We start from the raw sequence: 15,691 nt of genomic DNA, 5'->3' as shown, positions 1-15,691 counted from the left end.
TATAGCGAGAGGTTGTCATGGCTGAATATAAAGCGCCCCTGCGCGATATGCGCTTCGTCCTCAATGAAGTCTTCGACGTGGCCACGCTCTGGTCGCAACTGCCCGGCCTTGCCGAGGCAGTCGATGCCGATACGGCCATGGCGGTGCTGGAGGAGGCCGGCAAGGTCACCGGCAAGACCATCGCGCCGCTGAGCCGTGCCGCCGACGAAGAGGGTTGCCACTGGGACAACGGCTCGGTGCGCACCCCGGCGGGCTTCATCGAGGCATACAACACTTATGCCGAAGGGGGCTGGGTCGGCGTTGGCGGCGATCCGCTCTTCGGTGGCATGGGCATGCCCAAGGTCGTTTCGGCCCAGGTCGAGGAAATGGTCAATGCCTCGAGCCTGGCCTTCGGCCTGTACCCGATGCTGACCGCCGGCGCCTGCCTGTCGATCAATGCCCACGCCAGTGAAGCGCTCAAGGAAAAGTACCTGCCGAACATGTACTCGGGTGTCTGGGCCGGCTCCATGTGCCTCACCGAGCCCCACGCCGGTACCGACCTGGGCATCATCCGCACCAAGGCCGAGCCCCAGGCCGACGGCAGCTACAAGGTCAGCGGCACCAAGATCTTCATCACCGGCGGCGAGCACGACCTCACCGAGAACATCATCCACCTGGTACTGGCCAAGCTGCCGGATGCACCGGCAGGCCCGAAAGGCATCTCGCTGTTCCTGGTACCCAAGTTCCTGGTCAACGAAGATGGCAGCCTCGGCGCGCGCAACCCGGCCACTTGCGGCTCGATCGAGCACAAGATGGGCATCCAGGGCTCGGCCACCTGCGTGATGAACTTCGACGAAGCGGTCGGCTATATCGTCGGCGAGCCGAACAAGGGCCTGGCGGCCATGTTCACCATGATGAACTACGAGCGCCTGGGTGTCGGCATCCAGGGCCTGGCCTCGGCCGAGCGCTCCTACCAGAATGCCGTGGAATACGCCCGTGACCGTCTGCAGAGCCGCGCCCCGACAGGGCCGCAGGCCAAGGACAAAGTGGCCGACCCGATCATCGTCCACCCGGACGTGCGGCGCATGCTGCTGACCATGAAGGCGCTGACCGAAGGCGGCCGCGCGTTCTCCACCTATGTGGCGATGCAGCTCGACAGCGCCAAGTACAGCGAAGACGCCACGACCCGCAAGCGCAGCGAGGAACTGGTAGCGCTGCTGACCCCGGTGGCCAAGGCCTTCCTTACCGACCTGGGCCTGGAGTGCACCGTGCATGGCCAGCAGGTCTTCGGCGGCCATGGCTACATCCGCGAATGGGGCCAGGAGCAGTTGGTGCGCGATGTACGCATCACCCAGATCTACGAAGGCACCAACGGTATCCAGGCACTGGACCTGGTCGGCCGCAAGGTGGTGGCAAGTGGTGGCGCCTACTACAAGCTGTTCGCCGACGAGATCCGCGAGTTCATCGCCGCCAGCGCTGCTGACCTTGGCGAGTTCACCAAGCCCCTGGCAGCCTCCCTCGACCAGCTCGACGAGCTGACCAACTGGGTGCTGGATCAGGCCAAGGGCAACCCCAATGAGATCGGCGCGGCTTCGGTCGAGTACCTGCACGCATTCGGTTATGTCGCCTATGCCTACATGTGGGCACTGATGGCGCGTGCCGCCAAGGCCGGCGAAGGGGATGCTGACTTCTATGGCGCCAAGCTGGGCACGGCACGGTTCTACTTTGCCCGCCTGCTGCCGCGTGTTCATTCGCTGGCAGCTTCGGTAAAGGCCGGTAGCGAGTCGCTGTACCTGCTGGACGCTGCGCAGTTCTGACCCCGCCGGGCTGCCTGGCAGCCCTGTTGCGGCATGAGGCCGCCCCCGCACCGGATGCAATTTCGGCTGCGGGGGCGGCCTTTTTGTTTGGTCGGCGGCGCATGTTTATGAATGGACCTCTTTTGTAAGCTTTGGCTTACACGACGTGGTGACGTTTCGCCTCTTTCCTAAGATTGGATCCACGGTTACTCTTTCTTACATGGACGTAGCGCAGGACGCGCAATGGACAGAGCAGGACGCCTTACAAGGAAGTTGCGCAGGAAGCGCGAAAAGATAGAACAGGGACAAGAAGGATTTCCTGCCAGGATGGCGGGATGATAGGGATGTCGAAGGGAAACAGTCTGGAGAACCCCGCTTAGGCGGGGTTTTCTTTGTGCGCGTGTTTCAGCCAAGCGCGTCCAGCGGCGATATCCCCAGTTGGCGTGGGTCGGCCTCTTCCTCCAGCAAGCTGCGCAGCAGCTCGACCGAGGCCTGTTGACGTTGCGCGTCACGGAACACCAGGCCTACCTTCAGCGGAATACGTGGCTCGCTGAGGGGCTTCCACAGCAGCTCCTGGTCGTCCTGCGCGGCATCCTTGGCCCGGCCCGGCAGGATGGTCACCAGCGCCGTGTGCGCCAGGCTGTCGAGGATCCCCGCCATGTTGTTCATCTCGGCCTGCACCTGCGGCCTGCGCCCTTGGCTGGCCAGCTGTGCCTTCCAGATCTGGCGGATCTGGAATTCCTCGCCAAGCATCAGCATCGGCAACTCGGCCGCCTGACGGATCGAGACCTTCTTGAAGTCCTTCAAGGGGTGGGTACGGGGGATGACCAACTGCAGTTCATCTTCGTACAGCAGCAAGCCATGCAGCCCTGGCTGGCGTGGCGGCAGGTAGCTGATGCCGATGTCCAGGCTACCGTTGAGCAGGCGCCGCTCGATCTCCGACCCCGACAGTTCATAGATCTGTACCACCAGGTGCGGCTGGGCTTTGCGCACCCGCTCCAGAAGCTGTGGCACCAGGCTTGGCCGTACGGTCTGCAGTACGCCGATGGCCAGGGTGCGCAGCGACTGGCCCTTGAAGTTGCCCATGGCCTCATGGGCCCGTTGCAGGCCATCAAGCAAGGGCACGGCGTGGTTGTACAGGGTATGCGCGGCTAGCGTGGGCAGCAGGCGTTTGTTGCTGCGTTCGAACAGGCTCAGGTCGAGGCTGTGCTCCAGCTGGCGAATCTGCTGCGACAGCGCGGGCTGGGACAGCGACAGGCGTTCGGCGGCGCGGCCCACATGGCCTTCTTCATAGACCGCGACGAAGTAACGCAGTTGGCGAAAATCCATAAGTGATACTTATCGAAAAAGCTGAGAAAACGAAATGGCCGCGAAACGACCAGAGGCCTAGTCTATCGCCGTATTCCAACGGGTTACAGCGCTCATCCCGGCGATTGTTACCCCAGCTGAAAAACACTTTTGATAGGCAAGGCAGAATATTCAATTCCGGCGCCAGACCGGAACCTTGAACACCCACCACCGTGATTGGCCGGAGTCCCGATGAACCTGTTCAACCTGCGCCGTTCGGCACCCGCCGTCGCTGAGCCCGAGCGTGCCTCGGTGAGCGTGCCCGCCGCCGCGCAGTGCTCCCGCGAGCGACTGATGCCCAGCATCGAACGTGCGCCGCACGTGTTTGTGCGAGGCCAGGGATCGTGGTTGTGGGACGACGAGGGTCACGCCTACCTGGACTTCACCCAGGGTTGCGCGGTGAACAGCCTGGGTCACAGCCCGAGCGTGCTGGTCAAGGCCCTGGGCGACCAGGCCCAGGCCTTGATCAATCCTGGCGCGGGCTATCACAGCCGCGGCCTGCTGAATCTGGTCGAGCTGCTGTGCCAGCGCACCGGCAGTGATCAGGCCTACCTGCTCAACAGTGGCGCCGAGGCCTGCGAGGGTGCGATCAAGCTGGCGCGCAAATGGGGCCAGCTGCACCGCAACGGCGCCTATCACATCATTACCGCCAGCCAAGGCTCCCATGGGCGCACGCTCGGGGCGTTGTCGGCGTCCGACCCGCTGCCATGCAACCGTTGCGAGCCCGGCTTGCCGGGCTTCAGCAAGGTGCCGTTCAACGACTTGGCGGCGCTGCATGCGGCGGTCGACTCGCGCACCGTGGCGATCATGCTCGAGCCGATACAGGGTGAGGCCGGCGTGATCCCGGCCACCCGTGAGTACCTCCAGGGTGTCGAGCGCTTGTGCCGTGAGCTGGGCATTCTGCTGATCCTCGATGAGGTGCAGACCGGTGTAGGACGTTGCGGCGCCCTGTTGGCAGAAGAAACCTACGGCGTGCGGGCTGACATCATCACTCTCGGCAAGGGACTCGGTGGTGGTGTGCCGTTGGCCGCGCTGCTGGCCCGCGGGCGTGCCTGCTGCGCCGAGCCGGGCGAGCTGGAAGGCAGCCACCATGGCAACGCACTGATGAGCGCTGCCGGGCTGGCTGTGCTGCAGACCGTGCTGGAGACGGGGTTCTTCGAGCAGGTGATGGACAGTGGTCGCCACCTGCGCGATGGCCTCAGCCGCCTGGCTGGTCGCTACGGCCAGGGCGAAGTGCGCGGCCAGGGGCTGTTGTGGGGGCTGCAATTACGCGAGGGTACCGCGGCGCAGCTGGTCGAGGCTGCGTTGCAGGAAGGCTTGCTGCTCAATGCGCCGCAGGCCGACGTGGTGCGCTTCTCGCCGGCATTGACCGTGAGCAAGGGCAACATCGACGAGATGCTCTTGCGCCTGGCCCGGGCGTTCACCCGGCTGCATGCCCAGCAGCACAATCGCCGTGAAGTGCCGGCCTGACCCGGCAGCCGACGTACAGAATTTCAACGAACCGTCTCGCGTTCCTGCGCATCGCCTCTGGTCTGAAATACATGGCCAGGGGCGTTTTTTTGCCCGGTGGAACCTCCGGCAGGTGCGGCTAGTCTGTGTTGATACACCTTCAAGGAGCGCATTGCATGGACTTCATCCGTATCATCATCGCCATCCTCCTGCCGCCGCTGGGCGTTTTCCTCCAGGTAGGGTTCGGTGGCGCGTTCTGGCTGAACATCCTGCTGACCTTGCTGGGTTACATCCCCGGGATCGTGCACGCGGTGTACATCATTGCCAAGCGCTGAAGACTGGGGCTGCGCAGCAGCCCCAGGTGAGTTACCGGCCTAGCAACCGGCAGTAGAACTTCCACTCTTCCTCAAGTGCATGCGCAAGGTTCGCCGCCTGGCGGAAGCCATGTCGCTCGCCCGCGTAGAAATGCCCCTCGGCCTCGATGCCATTGGCCTTGAGGGCTTCAAGCATGTTGCGTGTCTGCTCCGGTACCACCACCGCATCCAGCTCACCCTGGAAGAAAATCACCGGTACCTTGATTTGCCCGGCGTGCAGCAATGGTGTGCGCTGGCGATATCGCTCGGCATCGCGTTGCGGGTCGCCGATCAGCCAGTCCAGATAGTCGCCTTCGAACTTGTGGGTGGCCCGGCCCAGCGCCTCGGGGTCGCTGACGCCGTACAGGCTGGCGCCGCCACGGAACACATCCTGGAAGGCCAAGGCGCACAGGGTGGTGTAGCCCCCGGCGCTGCCACCGCGTATGAACGCCTGGGCCGGGTCGATCAGGCCCTGCTCGGCAAGATGCCTGACTGCCGCGCAGGCGTCCTCGACGTCGCATTCGCCCCAGCGCAGGTGCAGCGCCTGGCGATAGGCGCGACCGTAGCCGCTGCTGCCCCGGTAGTTGAGGTCGGCGACGGCGAAGCCGCGTTGGGTCCAGTACTGGATACGCGGGTCGAGCACCGGGTAGCAGGCCGACGTCGGGCCGCCATGGATGAACACCACCAGTGGGGGTAGGCCGGCCGTACCTTGCATGGCTGGATAGAAGAAACCGTGGGCCGAGCCATCACCACTGGCATAGCGGATCGGCTGCGGGCGGCTGATGCATTCCACCGGCAGTACCTCGGCGCCGCCTGCCAGTACTTCGACTTCGTGGCTGCGCCGGTCGATGGCGATCACCGCCGCTGGGCTGATCGGCGAGGCGGCCACTGCATAGATCCGCTCGTTATCCAAGGCCAGGCTACGGAACCGCGTGTATGCACTGGCATAACGCTCCACTTCGCCGCTGTCGCGGCGCAACCCCAGTTGCCCGAAACCGCCCTCGAACCAGCTGGCCAGGTAGCTGGCGGAGCCGAGGGCCAACCAGGTGCTGGCGCCTAGCTGCCAGGGAGCGGCGGCGTGGTCTGCGGATGCGGCGGGCAGGCGTTGCCAGTGTCCGTCGAGTTCGCCCCAGGGCTGCCAGAAACCGTCGCGGTCGGAGAGGCAGTACAAGCAGCCTTGTTCATCGAAGCGGGGCTGCTGCAAGGATTCGTCCTGCGCGGCGACGCAGCGTGCCGCGCCCCAGACGCCAGAAGGCTCGCGCTCCCGGCACATCAGGCGGGTGACGGTCCAGGGTTGCGCCGGCCGGTCCCATTCGATCCAGGCCAGCCGCTTGCCGTCTGGGCTCAGCGTGGGCGAGGCGTAGAAGTCGGCCCCTTCGGCCAGGATTTGCCGATGCTCCGTCGAGAGACTCACCAGGCGATGCACGACCTGTTCGCCATGCTGCTCTTCGACGGCCAGCACCTCGCCCGCATGCCACTGCACATCACCGTAGCGGCGGTCGTCGGCATGGGTGAGCCGGCGCGGCAAGCTGCCGTCCAGTGCCTGCAGGTAGACCTGCTGGTCCTGTTCGTTGACGAACACCAGCCCTTCGTCGCTCAGGCAAAAACTGCCGCCGCCGTACTCGTAGACCCGGCTGCGCACACTGAACCCGTCCGGGGTAAGACAGCGCGCCTGGTGGTCGCGCCAATGCCAGATCCGACAAGCGCCATCGGCCGGCCGGAACTCGTTCCAGAACACACCGTGTTCGCCGACCTTCAGTTCGGCGAAGTCGGTCCCGGCGGCCACCGCCTGGGTGGCGCTGAACTCAGCCGCGGGCAATGACATGGGAGTTGCGCTCGTTGCGGAAGGTCATCTGTTCAATCTCCAACGTGGCGTGCTCGGCTTCCTCGCGGGCCTTGAGGATGATGCCGTGGTCCGGTGACTTGGCGCACACCGGGTCGGCCTTGCTGGCATCGCCGGTGAGCATGAAGGCCTGGCAGCGGCAGCCGCCGAAGTCCTTTTCCTTCTCGTCGCACGAGCGGCACGGCTCGGGCATCCAGTCATAGCCCCGGAAGCGGTTGAAGCCGAACGAGTCGTACCAGATGTGGCGCAGGTCATGGTCGCGCACATTGGGAAACTGCACCGGCAGCTGGCGCGCGCCATGGCAGGGCAGGGCGGTGCCGTCCGGGGTGATGGTCAGGAACAGGCTGCCCCAGCCATTCATGCAGGCCTTGGGGCGCTCTTCGTAGTAGTCGGGGGTGACGAAGATCAGCTTGCACGGGCTGCCTTCGGCCTTGAGCTTGTCGCGGTACTCATTGGTGATGCGCTCGGCCCGTTCCAGCTGGGCGCGGGTCGGCAGCAGGCCAAGGCGGTTGAGGTGCGCCCAGCCGTAGAACTGGCAGGTGGCCAGCTCCACGAAGTCGGCCTCAAGGGCGATGCACAACTCGATGATGCGGTCGATCCGGTCGATGTTGTGCCGATGGGTGACGAAGTTGAGCACCATCGGGTAGCCGTGGGCCTTCACTGCCCGGGCCATCTCCAGCTTCTGCGCGAAAGCCTTCTTCGAGCCGGCCAGCAGGTTGTTCACCTGCTCGTCGCTGGCCTGGAAGCTGATCTGGATATGGTCCAGCCCGGCCTGCTTGAACGCGGCGATCTTCTGCTCGGTCAGGCCGATGCCGGAGGTGATCAGGTTGGTGTAGTAGCCCAGGCGCCGGGCTTCGCCGATCAGCTCGGCGAGGTCCTGGCGCACCAGCGGTTCGCCGCCGGAAAAACCAATCTGCGCGGCGCCCATCTCGCGGGCTTCGGCCATCACCTTGAACCACTGCTCGGTGCTCAGCTCCTTGCCCTGCTCGGCGAAATCCAGCGGGTTCGAGCAGTACGGGCACTGCAGCGGGCAGCGGTAGGTGAGTTCGGCCAGCAGCCATAGCGGCAGGCCTACCGGTACCTCAGGCGAGGGTGATCCAGTGTTCGGCACGGGCCACCTCCATGAATTGCTCGATGTCGTCGGCGACTTCGGGCACACCGGGGAACTGCTGTTGCAGCTCGCCGATGATCGCGGCGACGCTGCGCTGGCCATCGATCAGCCCGCCGATCAGGCCGGCGCTGTCGTTGAGCTTGATCATCCCCTCGGGGTACAGCAGCACATGGCCCTTTTGCGCGGGCTCGTACTGGAAACGATAGCCGGGGCGCCAGGCGGGCACTTGTTGACGGTCGAAACTCATAGGGCGATCCCCTTGTGCCAGACCCGCTCGGCGGTGACGCTGTGGTACGGCGGGCGGTTCAGTTCATAGGCCATGCTCATGGCATCGAGCATGCTCCACAGGATATCCAGCTTGAATTGCAGGATCTCCAGCATGCGCTCCTGCCCTTCGCGGGTGGTGTAGTGCTGCAGGGTGATCGCCAGGCCGTGTTCCACATCACGCCGGGCTTGGCCCAGGCGGGTCCGGAAGTATTCATAGCCGGCTGGGTCGATCCACGGATAGTGCTGCGGCCAGCTGTCCAGGCGCGACTGGTGGATCTGCGGGGCGAACAGTTCGGTCAGCGAGCTGCTGGCGGCCTCCTGCCAGCTGGCGCGGCGGGCGAAGTTGACGTAGGCGTCGACGGCAAAGCGCACGCCGGGCAACACCAGCTCCTGGCTGCGCAATTGGTCCGGGTCCAGGCCCACGGCCTGACCGAGGCGCAACCAGGCCTCGATGCCGCCGTCCTCGCCGGGTGCGCCGTCGTGGTCGAGCAGGCGCTGGATCCACTCGCGGCGGATTTCGCGGTCCGGGCAGTTGGCCAGGATCGCCGCATCCTTCATCGGGATGTTGACCTGGTAGTAGAAGCGGTTGGCCACCCAGCCCTGGATCTGCTCGCGGCTGGCGCGGCCTTCATACATCGCCACGTGGTAGGGGTGATGGATGTGGTAATAGGCGCCCTTGGCGCGCAGGGCCTGCTCGAACTCGGCAGGGGACATCGGCGTTGCGTCGCTCACAGGGCCTCCTTACAGCTCGATACTCATGCCATCGAAGGCGACTTCCACGCCCCGACGCTGTACTTCGGCGCGTTCCGGCGAGTCTTCGTCGAGGATCGGGTTGGTGTTGTTGATGTGGATAAGCACCTTGCGCTGACGCGGGAAGCCGTCCAGCACCTCGAGCATGCCGCCCGCGCCATTCTGCGCCAGGTGGCCCATTTCGCGGCCGGTGCGGGTGCCGACGCCGCGGCGCTGCATCTCATCATCCTCCCACAGGGTGCCGTCGACCAGCAGGCAGTCGGCGCCATGCATCATCTCCAGCAGCTTGGCGTCGACCTGGCCCAGGCCCGGTGCGTAGAACAGCTTGCCGCCGGTGCGGGTGTCCTCCACCAGCAGCCCGAGGTTGTCGCCGGGGTGCGGGTCGAAACGGTGCGGCGAATAGGGCGGCGCGGCGCTGCGCAGCGGGAAGGGAGTGAAGCGCAGGTTCGGGCAGGCGTCGATGACGAAGCTGCCAGCGAGCTCGATGCGGTTCCACACCAGCCCGCCGTTCCAGTGGCTGAGCATGTTGAACAGCGGGAAGCCGGTGGTCAGGTCCTGGTGGACCATGTCGGTGCACCACACCTGGTGCGGGCAGCCTTCGCGCAGGCTGAGCAGGCCGGTGGTGTGGTCGATCTGGCTGTCGAGCAGGACGATGGCATCGATACCGGTGTCACGCAGGGCACGGGCCGGCTGCATTGGCGCGAAGGCCTGGAGCTGGGCGCGGATGTCCGGTGAGGCATTGCACAGGATCCAGTGCTCGCCGTCGTCGGACAGGGCGATGGACGACTGGGTACGCGCCGTGGCGCGCAGGGTGCCGTCGCGGTAGCCCTTGCAGTTGACGCAGTTGCAGTTCCACTGGGGGAAGCCGCCACCGGCGGCGGAACCGAGAATCTGGATGTACATGCGCGCCCTCGTAAACGCTGATCCGAAAAACGACAACGCCCCGGCGGGCCGAGGCGTCGTAACGCACTGCCGCTTAGCGGTTGGCGAAGTACATGGTCACTTCGAAGCCGATACGCAGGTCAGTGTATGCAGGTTTGGTCCACATGGGGTTGCTCCTTCCGGATGGGGTTTGAGGTGGTCGGTTCATTATTGGGTTCTCTCAGGCACGAGAGGTTCCATTGACCGAGATTGCGCTATCTTACAAGAAAAAATTGTACCGAAAGGTTAATTATTCGAAATGTGCCCTTGCACAAACGGTAACAATCCTCCCATGCGTCATTGCCATTTTGCGTCTGGGGCGGCGGCATTGGCCAGGCACCGCCAACCGTGCCTGGCTTCGATGAGTTGTTGCAGCAGTTCGTCCAACTGAGCTTGTTCGACGTTGAGAATAGACCGTCGCATCCGCGACAGGTCCGGATTATGTGTCGCCATATGTGCCTGCCAGGCCCATTGCACGACATCGGCATTGCTCATCGCCGCTTCGTCGAACTGGTCTGCCAACTGCGCACGGGCAGCGGCGTCCAGCGCGACGCCTTGACCCAGCAGTTCCAGCAGGTGGCCAAGAATCTCTGCGTGGTTGGCGTGCGGCGATTGCACGCCGAACAGGAGCCCACCGTAGCCTTCGATCTGACGAAAGGCGCTGAACACTGCATAACCCAACTGCAACTCGACGCGCAGGCGTTGATAGACCGGGCCTTGCAACAGCTGGGCGAGCAGGCGGCCGGTGGGCTGCAGATGCGCAGGCAATGGGCAGAACAGCAACAGTGCGGGCTCGCTGCCCGAAGTCTGGATTTGCCGCCAGTGGCGTCCCTGGATCGGGCGTGGTGCTGAAGGCTCGGCAGGCTGGCCCATGAGGCCTTGTAACACGGTTCCCAGCGCCCGCTGTTGCGCCGCGTCGAATCCTTGCGCCAACCCCTGCCACCGAGCCTGCTGCCAGAGTGAATCGAGCTGCGCCTGGTCCTGCGTGCAGGCCGGTAGTGGTTGCATTGCGCCCTTCAGCAAAGAGTCCGGCAGTGCCTTGAGCAAGGCACGAATCGGTATCAAGGGGGCTTCGGCTGCCGCTGGCGCGTGCCAATGCTGCCTGGCAGGCACGCGCAGCAACGCAAGCGCCTCCTGTGTGGCGTTGATCACGGCCAGGGGATGCCCCTTCAGGCGCAACTGCCAGTACTCGCCGCAGGCCTCGAAGCCCAGTTGCAATGCCGCCTGCGTGGCACGCTCGCGCAACGGTCGAAGGCTGTGCTCAAGAACGGTCCACAGGCGTTGGCGCAGAGGTGACGGAACCTGCCAGCGCAGGTCCAGGGCCGCGAACTGGCGGGCTGGCGGCAGGCAGTGGCCGATAGCGAGCGCGGCTGGCAATGCCCTGCCGATCGTGGGCAGTGCGTCTGCCAGCAGCGCTTCCTCGGGGGGCAGTTGCCAGTCCCCTGCAGCCATGGATGGCAGGTCGGCCAACAGTGCATCGAAGGCGATCAGGCCTTGGGCGGACAGGCCGCTGAACGGCCGGCCGGCGCTGTCGCGCTGGGCCAGTTCGAGCGCGCTGCCAGCTTGTTCCCGGCGTTGCTGCAGTTGAGTGAAGCGCAGGTTCAGCTGTCCAGGATCCTGCTGTCGCAGGAAACCCAGCCAGCCATACAGCAGCGCCCGGGCCTCGGCCAGGCAGGCCTCGTCCGACAGCTGCAATTGGACATGCCAGAGCAACTGCCCGGCATGGGCGTGGAGTTGTTGCGCCTTGCAGTCCTGCAGCCAGCCCCGTTTGCGCAAGGCATCCAGCCAACCGCCAGGCCGGCTGTCGGTGAGCTGGGCCAATAACAATTCAAGCGCCTGCTCCGCGCCTTCCGGCACGTGGTCATGGGCGAACAGCCAGTCATGACGGGCACCCCATGCGGTTGGCTGGCGCAAAGGCGCTTCGAGCAAGGCGGGCGGCCGGTTGCGTACGGTGCCCGCACCCCGGGCGAACAGCTCGCCGTACTGTCTGCCCAATAGTGTCAGCTCATCCAGCGACTGCGGGCCGGCCAGGCTCAAGGTGAGCTGCTTGCCTTGATAGTGGCGTTGATGGAACCGTCTCAGCCCTTGCTGGAAGGCCGGGCTTTCCAGCGGCAGGCTGTAGCGGTTGCCGGCATGGAAAGCGCTCAGCGGATGGCGCGCCGACACCGATTGCAACAAGGTGAACTGGCGTTGGGCTTCGAGGTTGCGCGACCAGGCGATGAACTCGGCATGAATCACCTCGCGTTCGCGGCGCTGGCGCTCGATGGCGAAGTCCGGTTCGGCGAGCATCTGGCACAGGCGCTCCAGCCCACCGGCCAGCGCTGTGGGCGGCACTTCGAAGAAGAAGTCGGTGGTGCGCTCGCGGGTGCTGGCGTTGACCTGGCCCCCCAGGCCCTGGACATAGCGCATGAGGCCGTCGTCCAGCGGGAAGCGCGCGGTGCCGAGGAAGAACAGATGTTCGAGAAAGTGTGCCAGGCCCGGCCAGCACGCCGGGGCATCGTGGCTGCCGGCATGCACCCGCAGCGCTGCCGCCGCGCGCTTGAGGCGCGGGGCATGGCGCAGGGTCAGGCGCAGGCCGTTGGCAAGGGTAAGGTGGCGGATGGCGTCGGACATGACGCCATGCTAGCGCGCAATGCTGAGGTTGTCTGTTCTGGCTGGCCCCCTACGGGAGCCGGCTAGTCGTGGCGATGTACCGCAATGTGGCCCCAATCAGTGCAGATCCCGACGCAGGTCCGCCAAGTAGGGAAACGCTTCGCGCCCTTTCAATATCCGCTCGCGCTGCAGATCTGCCAGCAACAGTCCTTCCTCGTGACCGGCTATCGCCAGCACATCGCCGTCCGGCCCGATGATGCTGCTCTGCCCGCAATACTGGATCTCGCCCTCGCTGCCGCAGTAGTTGGCGTAAACCAGGTAGCACTGGTTCTCCTGCGCCCGCGAGCGCACAGTCACCTGGCAGACGAAGTCGTAGGGCGCCATGTTCGCCGTCGGCACCAGGATCAGCTCAGCGCCGTTCAGCGCCAGGCGCCGGGCGTTCTCCGGGAACTCGATGTCGTAGCAGATCAACAGACCGACCTTCCAGCCGTCCAGTTCGACCACCGGGAAGTGATCGGCGCCTGGGCTGAACATCGAGCGGTCGAGCTCACCGAACAGGTGGGTCTTGCGGTAGTTGCACAGGCTGCGGCCATGGGCGTCGATCAGTTGCACGCTGTTGTAGATCGTCCCGTCCTCGCCCCGCTCGGGGTAGCCATAGACGATGGCGATCCGGTGCGCCTGGGCAATCTCGACGACGCTCATCGCCGAGGGGCCGTCCTCGGCCTCGGCCAGGCGTTCCACCTGGTCCAGGCCGATGTTGTAGCCGCTGAGGAACATCTCCGGGCACACCAGCAACTGCGCGCCGCTGGCGGCGGCCAGTTGGGCCTGGTGCTGCAGGCGCTCGAGGTTGCCGGGCACGTCCAATGGCTTTGGCGTGCCCTGGTACAGGGCGATGCGCATGGCGCTACTCCTTCGCTCAGTCGGCCAGGGCGATCGGACCTATTTCGTGGAACACATCGCCCGGGCCGGGGTTGTCCGGGTGGGTCTGGCCACCGAAGTGGTTGATGATACCCCACACGGCATTGAGCGACGTCTGCACCGCGCCTTCGACCCAGGCCGGGGTCCACGATACGTCGTCACCGGCGATGAAGATGCCGCGCTGCTCGGCGGGCATGTCGGCCTGCATGAAGTGTGCGTACATGCGCTGGTTGTAGCGGTAGTGGCCCGGCAGCGCGCCCTTGAAGGCGCCGAGGAAGTGCGGGTCGGCCTCCCACGAGATGGTGATCGGATCGCCGATGATATGCCCGGCGATATCGGTCTTGGGGTAGATCTTCTTCAGCGCGTCGAGGGCCAGTTGCACGCGCTTTTCGGTCGGGTGCGGCAGCATCTTCAGGGCGTCGCTCATCCAGGCGTAGGACAGGCATATCACCCCCGGCTTGTCGTCGCCGTTGTCGAACAGGTAGGTGCCGCGGGTCAGGCGGTCGGTGAGGGTCATGCTCATCAGGTCGCGGCCGGTCTGCGGGTCCTTGTCCTTCCAGAACGGGCGATCGACCATGACGAAGGTCTTCGACGACTGCATGTAGCGAGTGCGGTCCAGGGCCATCCACATCTTCTGTGAGAACAGCGACTCTTCGCAGTCGATCTGGGTGGTCAGCAGCCAGCTCTGGCAGGTGGTGAGCACAGCAGCGTAGTGGCGCACGTCACCGTAGTTGTCGGTAACCGCCAGGCGACCATCGCTGGCGCGGGCAATGCGCTTGACCCCGGTGCGCGGCGCGCCGCCATGCAGCGTGCTGAGGCTGGTGCCTGCCGGCCAGTGGACGCAGCGCTCCGGTACATGGCGCCAGATGCCTTGTGGCACCTGCTCGACGCCGCCGACCACCAGGTGCTGGTGGTCGTCGCAGTTGGTCATCACCACGCGGAAGATTTCCAGCATCGAGTTGGGGAAGTCCGAGTCCCAGCCGCCGGTGCCGAAGCCCACCTGGCCGAACACCTCGCGGTGCTGGAAGCTCAGCTTGGCGAACGAGCGCGAGGTGGCGACGAAGTCATAGAAAGTGCGGTCGTCCCACAGCGGCACCAGCTTGTTCCACAGGTCTTTCAGGCGCGGTACGTCGCGGTCACGAATGGCCTGCTGAATGTCGGCGAACTGCGCGCCGCTCTCCAGGGCGTCGGCCCAGGCGTCTGCCACTTCGTGGAACAACTGCGGCAGGTCGGCGGATTTCTCGGCGTAGTAGGTCTGGCCTTCCAGGTCGATCACCGTGCTGCCCGATGCCGACGTCAGCGGGTTGGGGAAGGGCTTGGTCTCCAGGCCCAGCTTGTCGACGTAGTGGTAGAAGGCGGTGGACGACACCGGGAAACGCATGCCGCCCAGTTCGGCGACGATGCCGTCGGTGCCGTTGAACACCTGCGAACGCAGCCTGCCACCCAGCTTGGAAGCTTCGTACACCACGGGCTTGAGGCCCAGCTTCATCAGCTCGTAGGCCGCCACCAGCCCGGCAATACCGCCACCGACGATCGCCACCTCTTCGCCATGGCGCGCCTCGGGAATGCTGCCCAGGCCGGCCGGGTGCTCCAGCCAGTCGTCGAAGGCGAAGGGGAAGTCCGGGCCGAAGATGGTGATGGGTTTCTTGCCGTCGGCGGGGTGGCGGTTTTTCTTGTTCATGTAATGACCTTGCCAGGGGCTGCGCAGGGGGCGGAGCCTGAGTATAGAGAATGCCTGGTGGCCATTTTATGAAGCGGGGTGTTCGTTATTAAGGTGAAAACTGACGTCGTTATGTGATTTGTTTCGTCTTAATGGGTTGGTCATTTTTAATAGTGACGATTTCTTGCTGAAAGGTGTTCGGCGTTGGCCTTGTGGTGTTCTTGAGATCGAGCGCCGCCCGCGCGGCGCATCGCGGATGAATCCGCTCCTACATCTGTTGCAACGTGGCCATGCCTGATAGGCCATGGTTATACGCCTTGTGTGCTCGACGCGGTTTTTCGGTGGGCATTACCGCCACCCCACTCATCTCAAGACATGCGCCAAGGCTGGCAACCATGACCTGACAGGTTCGGTACGTTGCAACAAATGTAGGAGCGGATTCATCCGCGATGCGCCGCGCGGGCGGCGCTCGATCTCAGGGCCACTGCAAATTTTTCGTCGGGCCCGTGAAAGCGGTAGCAGTTCGGTATTTGTCAGACTATTTCCTACAGACGTGAAATTTAACGAGACCTATCCTACAAGCCCTGTCGCTCCGGTCTGGCTGTGCGGGTAAACCTTCGCGGTTAACTTCAGCCGGTCACCGCATATTCGGTGATCGGGCGTGAGAACCCGGCGATCAAACTGGAGGCATGCTGTCATGGCAGC

Annotated in this window: 13 protein-coding genes; 3 read left to right on the top strand and 10 right to left on the bottom strand. The window is 64.6% G+C overall.

Annotated elements, in window-relative coordinates:
• Positions 1–17: 17 nt before the first annotated feature.
• On the top strand, positions 18–1,796 hold the full coding sequence (locus tag CCOS191_RS25005) for an acyl-CoA dehydrogenase C-terminal domain-containing protein (RefSeq protein ID WP_046857405.1): 1,779 nt from the start codon (positions 18–20) through the stop codon (positions 1,794–1,796).
• Between the two features lie 384 nt (positions 1,797–2,180).
• On the opposite strand, the gene CCOS191_RS25000 is transcribed toward CCOS191_RS25005, so the two are convergent.
• A complete protein-coding gene (locus CCOS191_RS25000; protein ID WP_046857404.1) occupies positions 2,181–3,104 on the bottom strand; it encodes a LysR family transcriptional regulator in 924 nt (307 codons plus the stop codon).
• 210 nt (positions 3,105–3,314) lie between these two features.
• Between CCOS191_RS25000 and CCOS191_RS24995 the strand changes: the two genes are divergently transcribed.
• Positions 3,315–4,592: an aspartate aminotransferase family protein gene (locus CCOS191_RS24995; RefSeq protein ID WP_046857403.1), complete on the top strand. Its 1,278-nt coding sequence runs from the start codon at positions 3,315–3,317 to the stop codon at positions 4,590–4,592.
• A gap of 155 nt (positions 4,593–4,747) precedes the next feature.
• Entirely contained in the window at positions 4,748–4,906 is a 159-nt protein-coding gene (locus CCOS191_RS27720) for a YqaE/Pmp3 family membrane protein (protein WP_003177654.1), read from the top strand.
• A 31-nt stretch (positions 4,907–4,937) separates the two neighbouring features.
• Here the strand turns inward: CCOS191_RS27720 and CCOS191_RS24985 are convergent, their stop codons facing one another.
• From CCOS191_RS24985 to CCOS191_RS24950, 9 genes are all read right to left on the bottom strand, one after another.
• Positions 4,938–6,749, bottom strand: coding sequence for a S9 family peptidase (locus CCOS191_RS24985; RefSeq protein WP_046857402.1), 1,812 nt, complete (start codon positions 6,747–6,749; stop codon positions 4,938–4,940).
• On the bottom strand, positions 6,730–7,878 hold the full coding sequence (gene pqqE, locus CCOS191_RS24980) for a pyrroloquinoline quinone biosynthesis protein PqqE (RefSeq protein WP_038707229.1): 1,149 nt from the start codon (positions 7,876–7,878) through the stop codon (positions 6,730–6,732). The genes CCOS191_RS24985 and pqqE overlap by 20 nt, the downstream gene beginning before the upstream one ends.
• Positions 7,850–8,125, bottom strand: a complete 276-nt coding sequence (gene pqqD, locus CCOS191_RS24975) for a pyrroloquinoline quinone biosynthesis peptide chaperone PqqD (RefSeq protein WP_046857401.1) — start codon at positions 8,123–8,125, stop codon at positions 7,850–7,852. Before pqqD ends, pqqE begins: the two co-directional genes overlap by 29 nt.
• Positions 8,122–8,859, bottom strand: coding sequence for a pyrroloquinoline-quinone synthase PqqC (gene pqqC / locus CCOS191_RS24970; RefSeq protein WP_172670943.1), 738 nt, complete (start codon positions 8,857–8,859; stop codon positions 8,122–8,124). Before pqqC ends, pqqD begins: the two co-directional genes overlap by 4 nt.
• Before the next feature lie 27 nt (positions 8,860–8,886).
• Positions 8,887–9,798 carry a pyrroloquinoline quinone biosynthesis protein PqqB gene (gene pqqB / locus CCOS191_RS24965; RefSeq protein ID WP_046857399.1) on the bottom strand — a complete coding sequence of 304 codons (912 nt, stop codon included), beginning with the start codon at positions 9,796–9,798 and terminating at the stop codon, positions 8,887–8,889.
• A 73-nt stretch (positions 9,799–9,871) separates the two neighbouring features.
• Positions 9,872–9,943 carry a pyrroloquinoline quinone precursor peptide PqqA gene (gene pqqA, locus CCOS191_RS27715; RefSeq protein ID WP_003243383.1) on the bottom strand — a complete coding sequence of 24 codons (72 nt, stop codon included), beginning with the start codon at positions 9,941–9,943 and terminating at the stop codon, positions 9,872–9,874.
• 170 nt (positions 9,944–10,113) lie between these two features.
• Complete coding sequence (gene pqqF / locus CCOS191_RS24960; RefSeq protein ID WP_046857398.1) at positions 10,114–12,429, bottom strand: pyrroloquinoline quinone biosynthesis protein PqqF; 2,316 nt, start codon at positions 12,427–12,429, stop codon at positions 10,114–10,116.
• A gap of 96 nt (positions 12,430–12,525) precedes the next feature.
• Entirely contained in the window at positions 12,526–13,308 is a 783-nt protein-coding gene (locus CCOS191_RS24955; RefSeq protein WP_046857397.1) for a carbon-nitrogen hydrolase family protein, read from the bottom strand.
• A gap of 16 nt (positions 13,309–13,324) precedes the next feature.
• Positions 13,325–15,007: a flavin monoamine oxidase family protein gene (locus tag CCOS191_RS24950; RefSeq protein ID WP_046857396.1), complete on the bottom strand. Its 1,683-nt coding sequence runs from the start codon at positions 15,005–15,007 to the stop codon at positions 13,325–13,327.
• Between the last annotated feature and the right edge of the window lie 684 nt (positions 15,008–15,691).

The sequence above is a fragment of the Pseudomonas sp. CCOS 191 genome (assembly GCF_001007005.1).
In the GTDB taxonomy this organism is placed as follows: Bacteria; Pseudomonadota; Gammaproteobacteria; order Pseudomonadales; family Pseudomonadaceae; genus Aquipseudomonas; species Aquipseudomonas soli.
The sequence above is the reverse complement of the archived record's forward strand: the minus strand, read 5'-3'. Positions and strand labels throughout refer to the sequence as shown.